This is a genomic window from Bacillus sp. JJ1503 (assembly GCF_036965125.1).
In the GTDB taxonomy this organism is placed as follows: domain Bacteria; phylum Bacillota; class Bacilli; order Bacillales; family Cytobacillaceae; genus Cytobacillus.
This window is the reverse complement of the sequence record NZ_JBALOZ010000234.1, coordinates 25,605-41,681: the sequence shown is the minus strand read 5'-3', so window position 1 is coordinate 41,681 and position 16,077 is coordinate 25,605. Positions and strand designations below refer to the sequence as shown.

The following is a 16,077-nucleotide window of genomic DNA, read 5'->3' as shown; positions in this document are numbered from 1 at the left end:
TCTAGAATGAAAAAGTAAACATGTAAAAAAATAATACCTGTAAAGATAAAAATAATATTAATTCCTTCAAACCTTTGTATCCATTTCATTCCTCCAAGCCCAGCATGAATGAAACAATAAAATAAAAAGAAAAAAAGACCAATATTCACTGGGATTTCAAATAAAATGTTTAGAAAAATTCCAACACCTATTGAATGTACAAATAATGAATCAAATCCAAGAAAGATTATCATCCATAATAGGGCTGAAGAGCCTGATGGCTTTATTCGATCTTTAAGAAAATCACCTATAGTTTCATGCTGTGGAAAGTTAATACGTATTCGCTGAGCAATAATTCCAAATATAAAGAAGGTGAAAGCCCCCATAACTGAAAAACCAATTCCGCCAACTAATCCAAATTTAACAAGGGTTTCAGGAGATGTTACAATTGTATTTCCAGTAGCCCATCTTGCAAGTAAGCTTACAACTCCCAAAGAGAGTCCAAACTTTAGTGAACCGCTAATATAGTGTGAATATAGTTTCATTTATTTTTCCCTTTATTTCGAAAGTCTCTCGGTGATGAACCTGTTAGTTTATTAAATGATGAACTAAAATAGTGTTGACTGTTAAAACCGCATTTTTCCGATATGACTGATATACTCCAATCTTTTTGTTCTATTAAATATTTTTTAGCAATTTCAATGCGGAAGGTATGTAAATAATCAGTAAAGCTCATTCCCATTTCCTTGTGAAACTTTCTACTTAAGTAGGTAGGGTTAAGATGTATTTTTGAACCAATATAGTCAAGTGATAACTTACTATCATACTCTTTTTGAATGATAGTAATGACTTGTTGAATAATACTCGATTGAGCAGATAATTTTTTGAAAGGATTGAGAATAGAAAGCAGCTCTGACTCAATAACAGGCTTCGTAATATAATCGTTCACTCCAAGACGAATGGCAGTTTGTGCATATGAAAATGTTTGAAAGGCAGTAACCATAATAATTGCCATGGTGTAATTTTGTTTTAATTCAGCAGCTAGTTCCAAGCCAGACTTACCTGGTAGATGAATGTCTAAAAAAGATAATGTGATGTTGTGTTTTTGTGCAATACTAAGAGCTTGAGAAGCATCCTGGGCTTTATAGAAACTCCAATGAGGAAAGTGTGGCATTATTAAATATTCAAGCTGTTCTAATTCTAGAGGCTCGTCATCGACTAAAAGCACATTCATTATTAAAACCTCCTTGTTTGCTTACTCTGTGTTATCATCTGTTTTCATTGGCCAACTTACTATTGCTGATGTTCCGTGGTTTTTTTCAATAAGATTTAAAGAAACTTTTTCCGTTGGAAATAGTAATTTTAGCCTTTTCTTTATATTATTAAGACCATAGCCGCTATTGCTTGATGTTTGTATATCTGATAAAAAACTTCCGCTATTCCAAACCTCCACAAAAACACAATCTTCAATTTTATTTATTTTAATAATTAGCTCTGAAGACCCACTGTTTTTTTCGATTCCGTGTTTAAAACAGTTTTCTACGAGTGTTTGCAGAAGAAAAGGTGGTGACATGGCTATTAAGCAACTCTCGTCAATCTTTTGTTTGACGGTTAGTCTTGAACCAAAGCGCAGGTTTTGAATAGTTAAATAATCATTCATGTATTGAAGCTCATCTATTAGTGGAATAAGTGAACGATTCGTCTTATATTTATATTTAAAATATTTTGATAGAACTTCAATAGAGTGAACAAGATCTTCTTTCCTATCAAGTCGGGCAAGGCTTAAAATGGTATTTAGTGCATTGAAGAAAAAGTGAGGCTGAATTTGCTGGTTTAGTTGATAATATTGTGCCGACTTGAGTTCTTTTTCAAGTGATATTAGACTTGCTTCTTTTTGCAGGATGTCAAACCTTTTCTCAAAAATCATTATAAAGGAAAGAGTAAAGGCTCCTAATAATGGAGATAAGATGCAAAGCATAATATAAAGTGAAAAATCATCTAAACTTAGCATGCATATCACTCATTTCAAGGAAAGATATAAACATTTTACCGCTTTCTACTAAAAAAGAAAGCGGTTTTTGTAAATTTTCTCGTTATTTAGAATAATGACGAAGAAAAATTTATGCATAATGACATGCCACTAATTGTTTATTGCTTATTAACCTCAGGCTAGGCTCTTCGTTGCTGCAGCGCTCAGTTGCAAAGGGGCAGCGGGTTTGGAAGCGACAACCTGGTGGAGGGTCTATAGGCGAAGGTATATCGCCTGACAATATTATTCTTTCTCGCTTACTTTCTGTATTAGGCACAGGTATTGATGAAAGAAGTGCCTTTGTATAGGGATGTGAAGGATTAGAGAAGAGGGTTTTCTTATCTGCTAGCTCCACTATTTTTCCAAGATACATAACCATTACCCGATCCGAGATATGATGAACAACACTTAAATCATGAGAAATAAACAAATAAGTTAATTTTAACTCCCGCTGAAGCTTTTTTAGTAAATTTAAGATTTGGGCTTGTATTGATACATCAAGTGCTGAGACTGATTCATCGCAAATAATCATTTTCGGATTGACTGATAGTGCGCGTGCGATGCCAATGCGTTGGCGTTGCCCCCCCGAAAATTCATGAGGATATCTTTCAAGAGATTCTGGCCTTAAACCAACTAAACTCATTAATTCGAGTAAGCGTTCTTCTTGTTGATTTTTGGGGAGTACTTTTTGAATTGTCATTGCCTCACTTAGTATTTGACGAATACTTCTTCTAGGATTTAAAGATGCATATGGATCTTGGAAAATGATTTGGATATCACCCCTTATTTGGCGCAATTCCCGTTTAGAGAGAGAAGTCAATGAACGGTTTTGAAAAATAACCTTTCCTTCTGTAGGTTCATCAAGTCGGAGAATTGAACGACCTGTTGTAGATTTCCCGCATCCGGATTCTCCGACAATACTTAAAGTTTCTCCCTCCATTACATGAAAGGATATATCATCAACTGCTTTAACAACTTGCTTTTGCTGAAAAAAAGAGTCTTTTTTAAGAGGAAAGTATTGTTTTAAATTTTGTACATTAAGTAAAGGTTCTTTTGATTTTTCAATATCTGAAATCATACTGACACCTGCTTTTCATTAGATGAGAGTTCCCACTCTGGATCATACATCCAGCACCGAATTTGTTCTTCATCTCCAATATTGATTAATTCAGGCAAACTGTTCCTGCAAATCTCTTTAACGTAAGGACAGCGATCTGCAAAACGGCACCCCTCTGGAAAGCTGTATGGGCTTGGAACAGTTCCTTCAATCGTTTCTAATTCCTCTTGTTCTTCATGAATTTTAGGTAAGGATCGGATAAGACCCTGTGTATATGGGTGCAAAGGATTTTTGAAAATTGTTTTTGTCGATCGATTTTCTATAATTTGACCTGCGTACATGACTGCTACTTTGTCACAAACTTCTGCGACAACACCTAAATCATGTGTAATGAAAATAATGCTCATACCTATTTGGTTTTGAAGCTTTTTCATTAGATCTAAAATCTGCGCTTGTATTGTTACATCGAGTGCTGTGGTGGGTTCATCTGCGATTAAGACCTCGGGTGTACAAGCTAGAGCCATAGCAATCATGACACGTTGGCGCATTCCCCCACTTAATAGAAAAGGTTCCTGCTTAACTCTTTTTTCAGGCGAAGGTATACCGACAAGTTCAAGTAGTTCTAATGCTTTTGCTTTTGCTTGCTTTTTATTCAATTTCTGATGAAGTTGAATTGCCTCTGAAATTTGACCTCCTATTGGAATAACTGGGTTTAGACTTGTCATTGGTTCTTGAAAAATCATTGAGATTTGATTTCCTCGTATTTTTCGTAATTCCGAAGTTGGCATTGTTACGAGGTTTCTGCCTTTTAATAAGATCTCTCCAGCTACAATTTTTCCAGGAGGGGTGGGAATAAGTCTTAGTATAGAGAGTGAGGTAATCGATTTTCCGCACCCCGACTCTCCTACAATGCCCATAGTCTCTCCCTTTCGCAGAACAAAGTCGATCCCGTCAACTGCTTTAGCTACACCTTTTGATGTATGAAAATGTGTTTTTAGACCTTTAACTTCTAAAATAACTTCCTTATCCATATGTTCCTCCTCTAATTAAGTTCAATTCTTTTGTTAAAAAATCGATATAGGATATCTACAAATAAATTTACGATGACAAAGATAATTGAGGCTATAAGTATTCCACCTTGAACCATAGGAAGATCTCTTGTCCTTATTGAATCGACAATCATTCGACCAAGTCCATTTATTGCGAAAACAGATTCAATTAAAACAGTACCGCCTAGAAGCGAACCAAACTGAAGTCCAACAACTGTAATAACTGGAATAAGTGCATTCCGTAATGCATGCCTGTAAATAATTACGTATTCCTTTACTCCTTTGGCACGTGCTGTACGAATATAATCTTGACTCACGACATCAAGCATAGTCGAGCGGGTCATACGAGCAACGATGGCTGCACCGCCAACTCCAAGTGAAATAGCAGGCAATATTATATGCAAAATACTATCCCATCCAGCTACCGGTAAAATTTGTAGTTTAATAGAAAATACATACATCATAACTAAACCAAAAAAGAAGCTAGGTAATGAAATTCCAAGTAGTGCAATTAACATGACCAAAAAGTCCATAAGGGAATAAGGTTTTATTGCTGAAATAATCCCAGCGGCCATACCAAGAACGATGGTGATTAAAATACTGAAAAAGGCTAATTCAATTGTAATTGGTAACCGTTGCATAATTTCATTAAGAACTGGTTGCTTATTTTTAATAGAATGTCCTAAATCGCCTTGAAACACGTTAACAATATAGTTTATGTACTGTTCATGTAGAGGAAGGTCTAAACCAAGGTCCTTACGATATTGTTCAATTGTTTCTTTTGATGCACCTTCGCCTGCCAAAATCGCAGCCGGATCCCCAGGGACCATTTGCATAATGAGAAATACAACAAGCGTTACACCAAAAATAACCGGGATAATTTGCAGTAAGCGTTTTGATACGAAAAATAACATAAAACCTCACCTTTCATGAGTTTATTTTTTCATTCGTGGGTCCAGAGCGTCACGTAATCCATCACCAAAAAGATTAAACCCTAATACTAGAATTGAGATGACTAAACCAGGAAAAATCGCCATATATGGAGCACTGAAAAGAAAGTCACGTCCACTTGAAAGCATAGTTCCCCACTCCGGAGAAGGAGGTTGTGCACCAAGACCTAAAAACGATAACCCAGCAGCTGATAAAATGGCTGTCGCTAATCGTAATGTACCTTGAACGATTATAGGGGATAGTATATTCGGAAGTATGTGTCTGAAAATTATGATTGCATCATTTGCGCCTAGTACACGGATCGCTTCAATGTATTCCAGCTTTTTTACTTCCATAGTTGAACCGCGAACGATTCGAGCAAATAAAGGAATAGAAAAAACACCAACTGCAATTGTGACGTTAATTAAACTAGGTCCTAAAGCACTGATGATTGCAAGAGCAAGTAAAATACCTGGAAAAGCTAGCATTACATCAAGAACTCGGCAAATAATATTATCTACCCACTTTCCGTAGTAACCTGCAAGAAGCCCCAATGTAATTCCAAAGATAGCTCCAAATAGTACAGAGGAAATCCCTACACCCATCGATAATCTTGAACCATAAAGGATTCGGCTTAGAATATCACGTCCCTTATCATCGGTACCCATCCAATGCTCAATGTTCGGAGGCTGCAGCTTGTTTTCAAGCTGAATGACGTAGGGGTCGTAAGGAGCTAGAAATGGAGCAAAAAGAGTCATGATTAAATAAAAGATAATAATAATTCCACCAAATAATGCAGCTCGATTAGAAGTGATGGAAAAAATAACTTGTCTCCATCTCTCCTGTTTACTAGCTTTTCTAATTGATCGAAGTGATGGATTTGTGCTTGAAACTAAAGGTTTAACTTCCATATGGTATATCCTCCTTTAATAAATTTAGGAATTAATGTGAAATGAGCGTATTCTCTAAATCCAAAATAAAAAAAGTCAGCTAGAAAGTAAATAGTATTAATTAGAATAGTTTAAATATTAAAAAAGATAGTAAGTATAATGAAAAAATCACGACAGAACTTTCTTTATAATTAAAATTGGAAAATGAAATATGGAGAAGTTCAGAGTTTATTTTCTAGGTTGATAAAAGGAGTGAAAAAAGAGTGGATACCTTACTTATTAAGCAGGCACGGGTAGAAACAGGTTTTGAATATGAAGGAGACAGGGTATGCGGAACAAAAACAGAGTTAATGGATTTGTTTATTGAGAACGGTAGAGTAAAGGAAGTATCTTCTTCGGTTCATAAAGATGGTGTTGATGTGCTAAATGCAAATGGAAAACTGCTAATGCCATCTTTTCGTGATATGCACATCCATTTAGACAAAACGTATTTTACTGGACCTTGGAAAGCTTGTAATCCTGCTCCAAAGGGAATATTTTCACGTATTGAAGAAGAACAGTCTCTTCTTCCCAAGCAACTTCCGTTTGTACAGGAACGAGCAGAAGCAATTATAGATTTGCTGTTAACACAGGGGCATACACATATTCGTACACATTGTAATATAGATCCTGTTATTGGGCTCAGTAATCTAGAAGCAACAGTACAAGCTTTTAAAAGTTTTCAGGGAAAATTAACCTATGACATCGTTGCTTTTCCGCAGCATGGATTGTTACGAAGCGGTGTAACGTCTTTAATGAGAGAGGCAATGAAATATGGTGCAACGATTGTAGGTGGACTGGACCCAGCTACGGTTGACCGAAATATTAATCAATCTCTTGAAACAATGATGGATATTGCGATTGAAGCAGGAACAGGCATAGATATTCATCTACACGATCCAAGTTCACTTGGTGCATTTACAATTAATATGTTGGCGGAAGTAACGAAACATGCAAAAAAGGAAGGTCAGGTTACAATTAGTCATGGAATTGCGCTTGCAGATTTAGAACAACAAGAGTTAATCCCGGTGATAGAAACTTTGCTGGATACTGGAATTGATATAACATCAACGATACCTATCAATAGACCAACCATTCCTGTTCCGGTTTTAAAGTCATATGGTGTTTCTGTATCAGTTGGTCATGACTGTTTAACAGATCATTGGTCTCCATTTGGAACTGGAAACACAATAGAGAAGCTGAGTATTCTAGGAGAGCGTTTTAGATTAATAGATGAATACAGCCTTAATCGAACATGGGGCTTTGCATCAGGCAGTGTTACGCCACTAAACGAATTAGGTGAAAAAGTATGGCCACAAGTTGGGGATATTGCAAACATGATTCTTTTGGATGCCACTTGCTCCGCACATGCAGTAGCGAGAAGGGCACCTGTCAAAACAGTCCTTCATCAAGGCACTATTGTAAAGAACAACGCATGAGGAGGCGGTCTTCCTTGACTATAAAAACATGGAGTAAGAATAGAAGGGAATATGTGTGAAGAAATATGGATACAAAGGAATTCTTTGGGCTTCAAAAATAAAAAGACAAAAAACTATAAAAAGCAGTAAAAATTACGAAAAACAAAATATTTAGCATCATTCATAATCTAAATATATTAAAAATTCAGAAATATAAAGGAGGAGCATTTTATTGATTGATTTACTTTTAACAGACGGATTTGTCGTAACGATGGATAAGCAAAGGCGGTTACTTCAAAATGGCGGAGTAGCAATAAATAAAGGAAGAATTATTGATGTAGGCAATTCAGAAGATTTAAACAAAAAGTATCAGGCAAAGAAGGTAATTGATTGTAAAGGTCATGTAATAATGCCAGGCTTTATTGACGCGCATGGTCACGGGGGCCATTCACTTTTCAAAACGATAGCTTCAGATAATATTGGAGATTGGATGCCTATAATAACAACTGCATACAAGCACTTTGTGACCGATGAGTTTTGGTATTATGAAGGCAAGTTATCAGCACTCGAACGATTAAAATGTGGAGTGACAACAGGAGTTTCAGTTATGGGGTCTGTACCTCGTTCGGATAATCCGATATTTTCCATAAATCATGCAAAGGCTTATACAGAAATTGGAGTAAGAGAAATTGTTTGTACAGGTCCGGCTAACCCTCCGTGGCCACAGTCATTTAGCCGATGGAAAGATGGAAAGCGAATAGTCGAGGAGGTTACTTTTGATCAGGCTATTAAAGGAGCAGAGGCGGTTATAGAGGCCCTTAACCATTCACATAATGATCATATAAGAGCTTTTATTACTCCTTATGTCATTGTTACATCTGTCAATTCATCTGCACCTACGCCACTGGAATCACTTCATAGGCTGACAGATCATGATAAAATGCAGGCTCGGCTGGTTCGTTCAATCGCTAAAAAATATGATACGCGTATTCATTCTGATGCATTTGGCGGAATGATTCACCTTGCAGCTAAGGAAAAGGAGTTTTCACTTTTCGGCCCTGATGTTCATTTACAGCATTGTCGAGGAATATCATTCGATGAAGCGAAAATTCTCGCTGAAACAGGTACTAATGTCAGTGCATCACCAGGTTTTGGATCAATTAATGCTCGAACACCTGTTACTGAATTAATTGAAATGGGAACTACAGTTGCAATTACTACAGATGGAACATCACCAATTAGCCCATTTGATATGTTCCAAGCGATGAGGCGTATGCAGCTTCTTCAACAGGCAGCCCTTAGGGATTATTATTATTTACCACCAGGAAAACTATTGGAGATGGTCACCATCGATGCTGCAAAATGTGTAGGTTGGGACGATGAAATTGGTTCACTTGAGATAGGCAAAAAAGCAGACGTAATAACTGTTAATTTTAATCAGCCACATTTAACTCCGGCTTTCATGCATGTTCACCGTCTTGTATACCAAGCAGTAGGAAGTGATGTTGATACTGTAATTGTAGACGGTAATGTAGTAATGGAAAATAGAATTGTAAATACGGTGGATGAGAAGCAAGTACTAGACGAAGCAAATGAAGAAGCTTGGGCAACAGTTAAAAGAGCAGGATTGGAACCTTTTATGCAGCCAACTTCTTATTTTTGGGGACATGCAAGAGCATATTTGGATGAAAGGCGTTTTAATAAGGAAGAGTTTGAGCAGAAAATGGAGGTAAAAATTTTATGAAGAAAAAACTAAAGGCAAAATACGTAATTGCCTTCGATGGTAATGATCATACAATTTTAACCAATGCAGAAATTGTTTATGAAAACGACACTATCTTGTATGTTGGAGAATGTTTCAATGGGCAGGTTGATGAAACAATCGATTTTGGAGAAGCTGTAATTAGCCCTGGCTTTATTGATCTTGATGCACTTGGTGATATTGATCATGACTCCATTCATGTTGAACAAGAAGAAGAAAAACGCAAAAATCTGCTTTGGTCAAAAGAGTATTACGATGCTGGACCAAAAGAGTTTATGTCGGAGGAAGAAGAGGCATTCAAGTCTCTTTATGCATATTCTCAGCTAATACTAAATGGTGTTACAACTGCAATGCCGATTACATCTGTTTTCTACAAAAAGTGGGCAGAGACATATAAAGAACTAGAAGCAGCGGTTCATCATGCAGGAATGTTAGGTTTACGTGTATATTTAGGACCAAGCTATCAATCCGGAATTAGAGTCGTGTCACCAAATGGAGAGATAACTGTGGAATTTGATGAAGACGAGGGTCAAGCAGGTTTGGAGCGAGCGGTTGAATTTGTTCGGCGGTACGATGGTGCTTATAACGGGCTGATAAGAGGGATGCTTGCACCTGAAAGAATTGAAACCCAATCTGAAGATATTCTTGTTAAAACAAAAAAGTATAGTAAAGAATTAAAATGTCCGGTACGCCTTCATGCAGCCCAAGGTGAATTCGAATATAAAGAAATTGTAAGTCGTTATCAAAAAACACCAATTCGTTTTCTGTATGATATTGGTTTCCTTGATAAGAATACGGCAATACCTCACGCAATTTATACAGCTGAGTATGTAGGGGAAGAGGAAAAATATGGCAGTGATTTGAAGCTTTTACACGAAACAGGTGTAACAGTAATTCATTGTCCCCTAGTGTTGGGGAGGCATGGTGTTGCAATGGAATCATTTTCAAATTATTTGGGGATGGGAATACCACTTGCACTAGGTACCGATGCGTTTCCGCCAGACTTTTTTCAAAATATCCGTACAGGGGCAATATTATCACGCATAACTTCAAAAAAAGTACAAGGTTCTACCTTTGCTGATATTTTTAGAGCAGCCACAATTGGAGGAGCATCTTTTTTAGGTCGTCCTGATTTAGGACGACTTGCACCTGGGGCAAAGGCAGATATTATCGTTGTAGATATGTCAGGCTTTCACATTGGCAATATTGATGATCCTTTCAGAACAATGTGCCTTGCAGCTTCAGGAAGTGATATTAAGATGTCTATTATTAATGGTAGAACTGTTATGAAGGACAGAACCATACCGGGAGTAGATTTTACAGAATTGAAGAAAAAAGGGAAGGATTATTTCACAAAACTTAAAGCAAGTTATATAGTTAGGGATTATCAGAGTCTTGGTCCGGAGAAACTTTTTTCTTCAGCTTTGAATAGTGACAGTGAACAACAAAAGATAGAAAAGTAGAAAAGGAGAGGAAAAAAATGAGTATTGTACAAAAGCCATATAAATTAATCGTATTATTACTGGTATTAATGTTTGGTCTCGTGGGATGTTCCACTACAAAAGAGAATGTGGATGGGAAAGAAAAGGTTGAAAAGGAAGAGATTAATGAATTAATAGTAGCTCGAAAAGCGGACGCAGGAAATATTGATCCACACTTCATATCAAGTAATCCTACTGCAAATTATGTATATGGGAAAGTATATGAAAGTCTTGTATCAAGGGATAAGGACTCGAACTATATTCCAGCATTGGCAGAAGAATGGAGTCAGATTGATGATTTAACTTGGGAATTCAAGTTACGAAAAGATGTAAAATTTCATGATGGAAGCGATTTTAACGCTGAAGCTGTTAAGCAGGTTTTCGATCGCCTGCTAGACGAAAAAACTGCTTCACCGAGAGCCGTAGTTTTTTCCATGTTGAAGGAAGTTGAGGTTAAAGATGATTATACGGCAGTACTTCATTTAAATAATCCATTTTCAGCATTATTGTCTGTGTTAGCAAGCAGTGAAGGCTCCATTATTAGTCCTAAAGCATTTAATGAAGGAGGAGTTGACTTATCAATCAATGCTGTTGGGACAGGACCTTTCAAGTTCGAATCTTGGAAACCGGGGCAAGAAATGGTCATTCTTCGCAACGAAGAATATTGGGGAACAAAACCTTCTTTTGAAAAACTTACGTATAAAGTAGTCCCTGAAGAATCGACAAGAGTCGCAATGGTCGAAACAGGAGAAGCACATGTAGCCGATCAACTTCCGGTAACAGAGCTAAATAGAGTGGAGGGTTCTTCATCAATGTCTGTTCTTCGAACAGAAGGATTTGGTGTTGAATATATTGGATTCAATGTAGAAAAGGAACCATTTACAGATGTGAAAGTACGCCAAGCGATTGCACATGCTATCGAAAAGGACGCAATCATAAAGGGTGTATACAATAGTGTCGGATCTAGAGTAGCATCAGCATTGGCTCCAAAGGTGATTGGCTTTCACGATGGATTAAAAGATTTTCCATATGATGTGAATCAAGCAAAAAACTTATTAAAAGAAGCTGGTTTTCCTAACGGTTTTAAAACAACGATTGTAACCGATGATCGTAAAGAACGTATTAATTTAGCAGAAGTTATTCAATCTCAACTTAAAGGTATTGGAGTAGAAGTAGAGATACAAGTATTAGAGTACGGAGTTTATATTGAAACACTTTCTGAAGGGAAATCTGAAATGTATATTGGCGGATGGGGTAATGCAACTGGAGATGCTGATTACAATCAATACAATGTATTCCATAGCTCTTCAGCAGGACCGGTCGGAAACTTTTCCTTTTATAAAAATCCAGTAGTTGATAAGCTAATTGAGGACGCAAGAAAAGAACCAAATGAGGAAAAGCGAATGGAATTGTATGCGGAGTTGCAAGAAATTGAGTTAGAAGAAGCTCCTCTTATACCGATTAGAACTCTTGAGCATTTATCTGTAACTGCAAAGGGGATTGATCAGGTTTGGATGAACCCAGTTGGATTTTTCTTCTTTGAATAAGTGAATAACAAAAATTTGACCCAAAAGGTTGTTAATAAACAACTCTTTTAGGTCAATTTTTTATTCCATGGTGTTTATTTGGGATAACATTTATTCTGTTAGGTATCAAGCGATAGGTATTCTACTAAACCTTTTTCAATTTAAACGGACTGACCATTAAAAATGAAAGGATAATCGTTATAAATAAGAAGAATGGCGCAGGAATATAAGGAATCATAAGATAGCTCAATGTAATTAGACAGCCGGCAGCTGTTATCGGAAGTCCAGTAAAATAGCCATTGTTCTCACTAATATTAAATCGTGCTAAGCGGAAAGCTCCACAGCCAATATAAAAAATGGTGAAAAATGAACCGGGGGCCCCGAATTCAATTAAAATTCCTTGATATATTAATAGTGCAGGAGCAACTCCAAATGATATAATATCACTCATGGAATCTAATTGCTTCCCTAATTCCGATTCAATTTGAAGCTTTCTAGCAATCATTCCATCGAACCGGTCAGCAAGTGCTGCGACAAAAATGAGCAGCAAACTTAGATTTAAATTACCTTTTAAGGCAAAAATAATGGCAAACCCGCCTAATGATAAATTCACTAAAGTGATAACATTTGCAGTTTGTGCTTTTAGTTTTTTTATGGTTTGATCTAAAATATCATTTAAAAACATTTACCACACTCCTTTTTAGGTAAGATATCATATGCCTAGTTGTCGTCCTAAGTGCTTTAGATTCACAAGTAAGCACGTTACTGTTCTTATTTTATAATATTTAATTTTATTCTCTTTAGTACTGACCGTAAAGAGTATATTGGGGGTGAAAGAATGAAACAATCGCTTTATCGGCTTTTTATTGAGCTTACGAACGGTAAAATAACTTCAGGACTATTAAAAAGATTTGCTCGTTCCAATGCCAGCCGCCTGTTCGTCCCATCTTTTTGTAAAGCTTATCAAATTAACCAGGATGAAATGGGGAAAACATTAGCGGAATATCCCACTTTGCATGATTTCTTTACGAGGTCTCTTAAAGAAGGAGTACGTCTTATTGATCAAGATCCCTATTCCATTGTGAGCCCGGTTGATGCAATCATTGAAGACATTGGCCTAATAAAGCCGGGACATATTATTACAGTAAAAGAAAAGGATTATTCCATTAGAGAGATGATGGGGAATGATGAAAAGCTAGATAAATATACGGATGGCTGCTACATGATCTTCTATTTAAGTCCTAGTCATTATCATCGGATTCATAGTCCTGTTACCGGCCGTGTTCTTGACCAATGGACATTGGGTCAGAAATCCTACCCAGTTAATAAATATGGTTTAAAATATGGAAAAGATGCACTGTCAAAAAATTATCGGACCATAACTGAAGTAGAGCATATGAACGGCAAGCTTTCAATTGTTAAGGTGGGGGCTATGTTTGTGAATTCAATAGAAGTGATACATAATGGTGATCAATTGGCAAAGGGTGATGAAATGGCTTATTTCTCCTTCGGCTCAACGGTTGTCCTTTTATTCGAAAAAAACAGTTTTACCCCAATGTCAACGATTAAAACACCATATGACATAAAAGTGGGTGAGCGGGTTGGCCATATTAATCATGACAAGAACATCACACAGTAGAAATAGCGTTTTGGAAGAGGAAAAAAGGTGCTCTGGGGGGCCGGTATATTTATCGTGAATTCACAAAGCCGTAACCCCCACTAAAAAGGAACATTGCATTAGGATGAAACTTTAATCTTATGTGACAATGAACGTCGGTGAATTTCCGTCTTTATTAGGTTAATAAAGTCTGAGCTTAACTTTAACTCGATTGCTTTATAATAGGATTCGATTAATAGTTCGTCTGACAGCTTTCGCATGTCCATTCACCTCCATGAATTTTAATTTTAGAATTCTATATAATTGACTTCATACATATAATGTAAGATTTATGTTGTAATCATACTCTAGCAAACTTTTTTCTTTAGAACAACCGTTCTGTTATCCACAATGCTTAGTGGATAACCTGTGGTTAAGTTGTTAGTAAAAGGTGGGAAATCATATAAATGAGTGTGCTTAATGTGAATAAAGTTATCCACAGAAATTTCTTGAGAAAAAAATGTCGAAAAATTTCTTAATTAGCTCAGATTAAGCCTATGTTTGAAAGATAGAATAAAATTGTTTATGATGAGTACAAATTATTACTTTTCTTTTTCGTTTTATAATAAAGAAGTAAATAGAGGTGTTATATATCGTGTTGAAGCAATTTTTACCGGATCAGCATGTTAGAAGTATATTTGAGATTACCCCTGAAAAGTTGAAGGAATACGGCATAAAAGGAATTATTACTGATTTAGATAACACCCTTGTCGAATGGGATCGACCGAATGCTACACCAAAGTTGATAAATTGGTTTGAAGAAATGAAAAATAGTAATGTCATGATTACGATCGTATCAAATAATAATGATAATCGGGTTAGGTCTTTTTCTGAGCCGCTTAACATCCCCTTTATCCCATTGGCTCGAAAACCTTTAGGGCGGGCTTTTAATAGAGCATTACTTGAAATGGGTCTTAAGAAAGAGGAAACAGTCGTTATTGGCGATCAATTATTAACTGATGTTTTGGGCGGTAACCGAAGCGGATTTCGGACCATTCTTGTTGTTCCAGTTGCGCAGACTGATGGTTTTATTACTCGGTTTAATCGTAAAGTGGAAAGATTAATCTTAAATTGGTTTAGGAAAAAAGGCATGATTCAGTGGGAGGATTAATTTGTGAGTGAACAATATATTTGTATAGGCTGCGGTGTGAAGATTCAAACTGAAGATCCAGCCGCAATTGGTTATGCACCTTTATCAGCGCTGGAAAAGGAAGCGATTATTTGTCAGCGCTGTTTTCGCTTAAAACATTATAATGAAGTGCAGGATGTTGATTTAACGGATGATGACTTTCTGAAAATTTTAAATGAACTAGGTAAAAGTGATTCTTTGATTGTGAAAATCATTGATATATTCGACTTTAACGGGAGCTGGCTGCCGGGACTGCATAGGTTTGTCGGAAAAAATAAAATCCTGCTTGTAGGGAATAAAGTCGATTTGCTGCCAAAATCGGTTAAACACAATAAGTTAATTAATTGGATGAAGCAAGAAGCAAAAGAGCTAGGCCTTAAGCCAGAAGATGTTTTTCTAGTAAGTGCTGCTAAAGGGAAAAATATTTCTGAGGTGGCTGAAGCAATTGATGTATATCGAAAAGGTAAAGATGTTTATGTTGTTGGCTGTACGAATGTTGGGAAATCAACATTTATTAATCGAATTTTAAAAGAGGTAACAGGAGAAGGTGATGTGATCACAACCTCACATTTTCCAGGTACAACTCTTGATATCATTGAAATCCCCTTATCGGATGGGAAGTCACTTGTTGATACGCCAGGAATAATAAATCATCACCAAATGGCTCATTATGTTGATAAGCGTGATTTAAAAATCATTACGCCGAAAAAAGAAATAAAGCCGACAGTCTTTCAGCTGAATGAGGGGCAAACCCTCTTTATTGGAGGCTTAGCGCGCTTTGACTATAAAACAGGCGGACGCAGATCCTTTGTTTGCCATTTCTCCAATGATTTAAATCTTCACCGTACAAAATTGGAAAATGCAGATGAATTATACAAAAACCATGTTGGTGAAATGTTAACGCCGCCTAGGATGGAACAAATGGACAGCTTCCCGGAACTTGTTAAACATGAATTTACAATTAAAGAAGGAAAAACGGATATAGTTTTTTCAGGTCTTGGCTGGATTACAGTCAATGAACCTGGGGCAAAGGTAGCTGCATATGTTCCAAAGGGTGTTCATGCCTTATTAAGAAAATCATTAATATAATTTTTAGAGTTAGAGAGATGTCAAGCTCCAGCGCCTACCCCC

Annotated in this window: 15 protein-coding genes and 1 pseudogene; 7 read left to right on the top strand and 9 right to left on the bottom strand. The window is 36.6% G+C overall.

Going from position 1 to position 16,077, the window contains the following annotated elements; translation table 11 throughout:
- From V7149_RS17580 to V7149_RS17550, 7 genes and pseudogenes are all read right to left on the bottom strand, one after another.
- A pseudogene (locus V7149_RS17580) lies at window positions 1–524 on the bottom strand (hypothetical protein); the annotation flags it as partial.
- The gene (locus V7149_RS17575; protein ID WP_335346902.1) at window positions 521–1,213 is read right to left on the bottom strand and encodes a response regulator transcription factor; all 693 of its coding nucleotides are present in this window, start codon (window positions 1,211–1,213) and stop codon (window positions 521–523) included. The pseudogene V7149_RS17580 and the gene V7149_RS17575, both read right to left, overlap by 4 nt.
- A 21-nt stretch (window positions 1,214–1,234) precedes the next feature.
- On the bottom strand, window positions 1,235–1,990 hold the full coding sequence (locus tag V7149_RS17570) for a sensor histidine kinase (RefSeq protein ID WP_335346901.1): 756 nt from the start codon (window positions 1,988–1,990) through the stop codon (window positions 1,235–1,237).
- Between the two features lie 109 nt (window positions 1,991–2,099).
- A complete protein-coding gene (locus V7149_RS17565) occupies window positions 2,100–3,086 on the bottom strand; it encodes an ABC transporter ATP-binding protein (protein ID WP_335346900.1) in 987 nt (328 codons plus the stop codon).
- Window positions 3,083–4,096, bottom strand: a complete 1,014-nt coding sequence (locus tag V7149_RS17560) for an ABC transporter ATP-binding protein (RefSeq protein WP_335346899.1) — start codon at window positions 4,094–4,096, stop codon at window positions 3,083–3,085. Before V7149_RS17560 ends, V7149_RS17565 begins: the two co-directional genes overlap by 4 nt.
- Window positions 4,097–4,107: 11 nt before the next feature.
- On the bottom strand, window positions 4,108–5,028 hold the full coding sequence (locus V7149_RS17555) for an ABC transporter permease (protein ID WP_335346898.1): 921 nt from the start codon (window positions 5,026–5,028) through the stop codon (window positions 4,108–4,110).
- 21 nt (window positions 5,029–5,049) lie between these two features.
- Window positions 5,050–5,955 carry an ABC transporter permease gene (locus V7149_RS17550; protein WP_335346897.1) on the bottom strand — a complete coding sequence of 302 codons (906 nt, stop codon included), beginning with the start codon at window positions 5,953–5,955 and terminating at the stop codon, window positions 5,050–5,052.
- A gap of 242 nt (window positions 5,956–6,197) precedes the next feature.
- Here V7149_RS17550 and V7149_RS17545 point away from each other — a divergent pair, with 242 nt between their 5' ends.
- The 4 genes from V7149_RS17545 (at window position 6,198) to V7149_RS17530 (ending at window position 12,181) form a co-directional block, all read left to right on the top strand.
- Window positions 6,198–7,412, top strand: coding sequence for an amidohydrolase (locus V7149_RS17545; RefSeq protein ID WP_335346896.1), 1,215 nt, complete (start codon window positions 6,198–6,200; stop codon window positions 7,410–7,412).
- A 211-nt stretch (window positions 7,413–7,623) separates the two neighbouring features.
- The gene (locus V7149_RS17540) at window positions 7,624–9,135 is read left to right on the top strand and encodes an amidohydrolase family protein (protein ID WP_335346895.1); all 1,512 of its coding nucleotides are present in this window, start codon (window positions 7,624–7,626) and stop codon (window positions 9,133–9,135) included.
- On the top strand, window positions 9,132–10,616 hold the full coding sequence (locus V7149_RS17535) for a chlorohydrolase family protein (RefSeq protein WP_335346894.1): 1,485 nt from the start codon (window positions 9,132–9,134) through the stop codon (window positions 10,614–10,616). Before V7149_RS17540 ends, V7149_RS17535 begins: the two co-directional genes overlap by 4 nt.
- Window positions 10,617–10,633: 17 nt before the next feature.
- Entirely contained in the window at window positions 10,634–12,181 is a 1,548-nt protein-coding gene (locus V7149_RS17530; protein ID WP_335346893.1) for a glutathione ABC transporter substrate-binding protein, read from the top strand.
- Window positions 12,182–12,305: 124 nt separating this feature from the next.
- Here V7149_RS17530 and pssA read toward each other — a convergent pair whose 3' ends face one another.
- A complete protein-coding gene (pssA, locus tag V7149_RS17525) occupies window positions 12,306–12,845 on the bottom strand; it encodes a CDP-diacylglycerol--serine O-phosphatidyltransferase (RefSeq protein ID WP_335346892.1) in 540 nt (179 codons plus the stop codon).
- A gap of 153 nt (window positions 12,846–12,998) precedes the next feature.
- On the opposite strand from pssA, the gene V7149_RS17520 reads away from it, so the two are divergent.
- Window positions 12,999–13,799 (top strand): phosphatidylserine decarboxylase, encoded by an 801-nt coding sequence (locus V7149_RS17520; RefSeq protein WP_335346891.1) that lies wholly within the window; start codon window positions 12,999–13,001, stop codon window positions 13,797–13,799.
- 98 nt (window positions 13,800–13,897) lie between these two features.
- On the opposite strand, the gene V7149_RS17515 is transcribed toward V7149_RS17520, so the two are convergent.
- On the bottom strand, window positions 13,898–14,038 hold the full coding sequence (locus V7149_RS17515; protein ID WP_335346890.1) for a sporulation histidine kinase inhibitor Sda: 141 nt from the start codon (window positions 14,036–14,038) through the stop codon (window positions 13,898–13,900).
- A 374-nt stretch (window positions 14,039–14,412) separates the two neighbouring features.
- Between V7149_RS17515 and V7149_RS17510 the strand changes: the two genes are divergently transcribed.
- Both V7149_RS17510 and yqeH read left to right on the top strand, forming a co-directional pair.
- A complete protein-coding gene (locus V7149_RS17510) occupies window positions 14,413–14,928 on the top strand; it encodes a YqeG family HAD IIIA-type phosphatase (protein WP_335346889.1) in 516 nt (171 codons plus the stop codon).
- Window positions 14,929–14,931: 3 nt separating this feature from the next.
- Window positions 14,932–16,035, top strand: coding sequence for a ribosome biogenesis GTPase YqeH (yqeH, locus tag V7149_RS17505; RefSeq protein ID WP_335346888.1), 1,104 nt, complete (start codon window positions 14,932–14,934; stop codon window positions 16,033–16,035).
- The last annotated feature ends 42 nt before the right edge of the window (window positions 16,036–16,077 follow it).

Bases quoted from the DNA above. Each gene is read 5' to 3' on its own strand.
- V7149_RS17575 (WP_335346902.1), bottom strand. From the start codon at position 1,213: ATGAATGTGCTTTTAGTCGATGACGAGCCTCTAGAATTAGAACAGCTT.
- V7149_RS17570 (WP_335346901.1), bottom strand. From the start codon at position 1,990: ATGCTAAGTTTAGATGATTTTTCACTTTATATTATGCTTTGCATCTTA.
- V7149_RS17565 (WP_335346900.1), bottom strand. From the start codon at position 3,086: ATGATTTCAGATATTGAAAAATCAAAAGAACCTTTACTTAATGTACAA.
- V7149_RS17560 (WP_335346899.1), bottom strand. From the start codon at position 4,096: ATGGATAAGGAAGTTATTTTAGAAGTTAAAGGTCTAAAAACACATTTT.
- V7149_RS17555 (WP_335346898.1), bottom strand. From the start codon at position 5,028: ATGTTATTTTTCGTATCAAAACGCTTACTGCAAATTATCCCGGTTATT.
- V7149_RS17550 (WP_335346897.1), bottom strand. From the start codon at position 5,955: ATGGAAGTTAAACCTTTAGTTTCAAGCACAAATCCATCACTTCGATCA.
- V7149_RS17535 (WP_335346894.1), top strand. From the start codon at position 9,132: ATGAAGAAAAAACTAAAGGCAAAATACGTAATTGCCTTCGATGGTAAT.
- V7149_RS17530 (WP_335346893.1), top strand. From the start codon at position 10,634: ATGAGTATTGTACAAAAGCCATATAAATTAATCGTATTATTACTGGTA.
- pssA (WP_335346892.1), bottom strand. From the start codon at position 12,845: ATGTTTTTAAATGATATTTTAGATCAAACCATAAAAAAACTAAAAGCA.
- V7149_RS17520 (WP_335346891.1), top strand. From the start codon at position 12,999: ATGAAACAATCGCTTTATCGGCTTTTTATTGAGCTTACGAACGGTAAA.
- V7149_RS17515 (WP_335346890.1), bottom strand. From the start codon at position 14,038: ATGCGAAAGCTGTCAGACGAACTATTAATCGAATCCTATTATAAAGCA.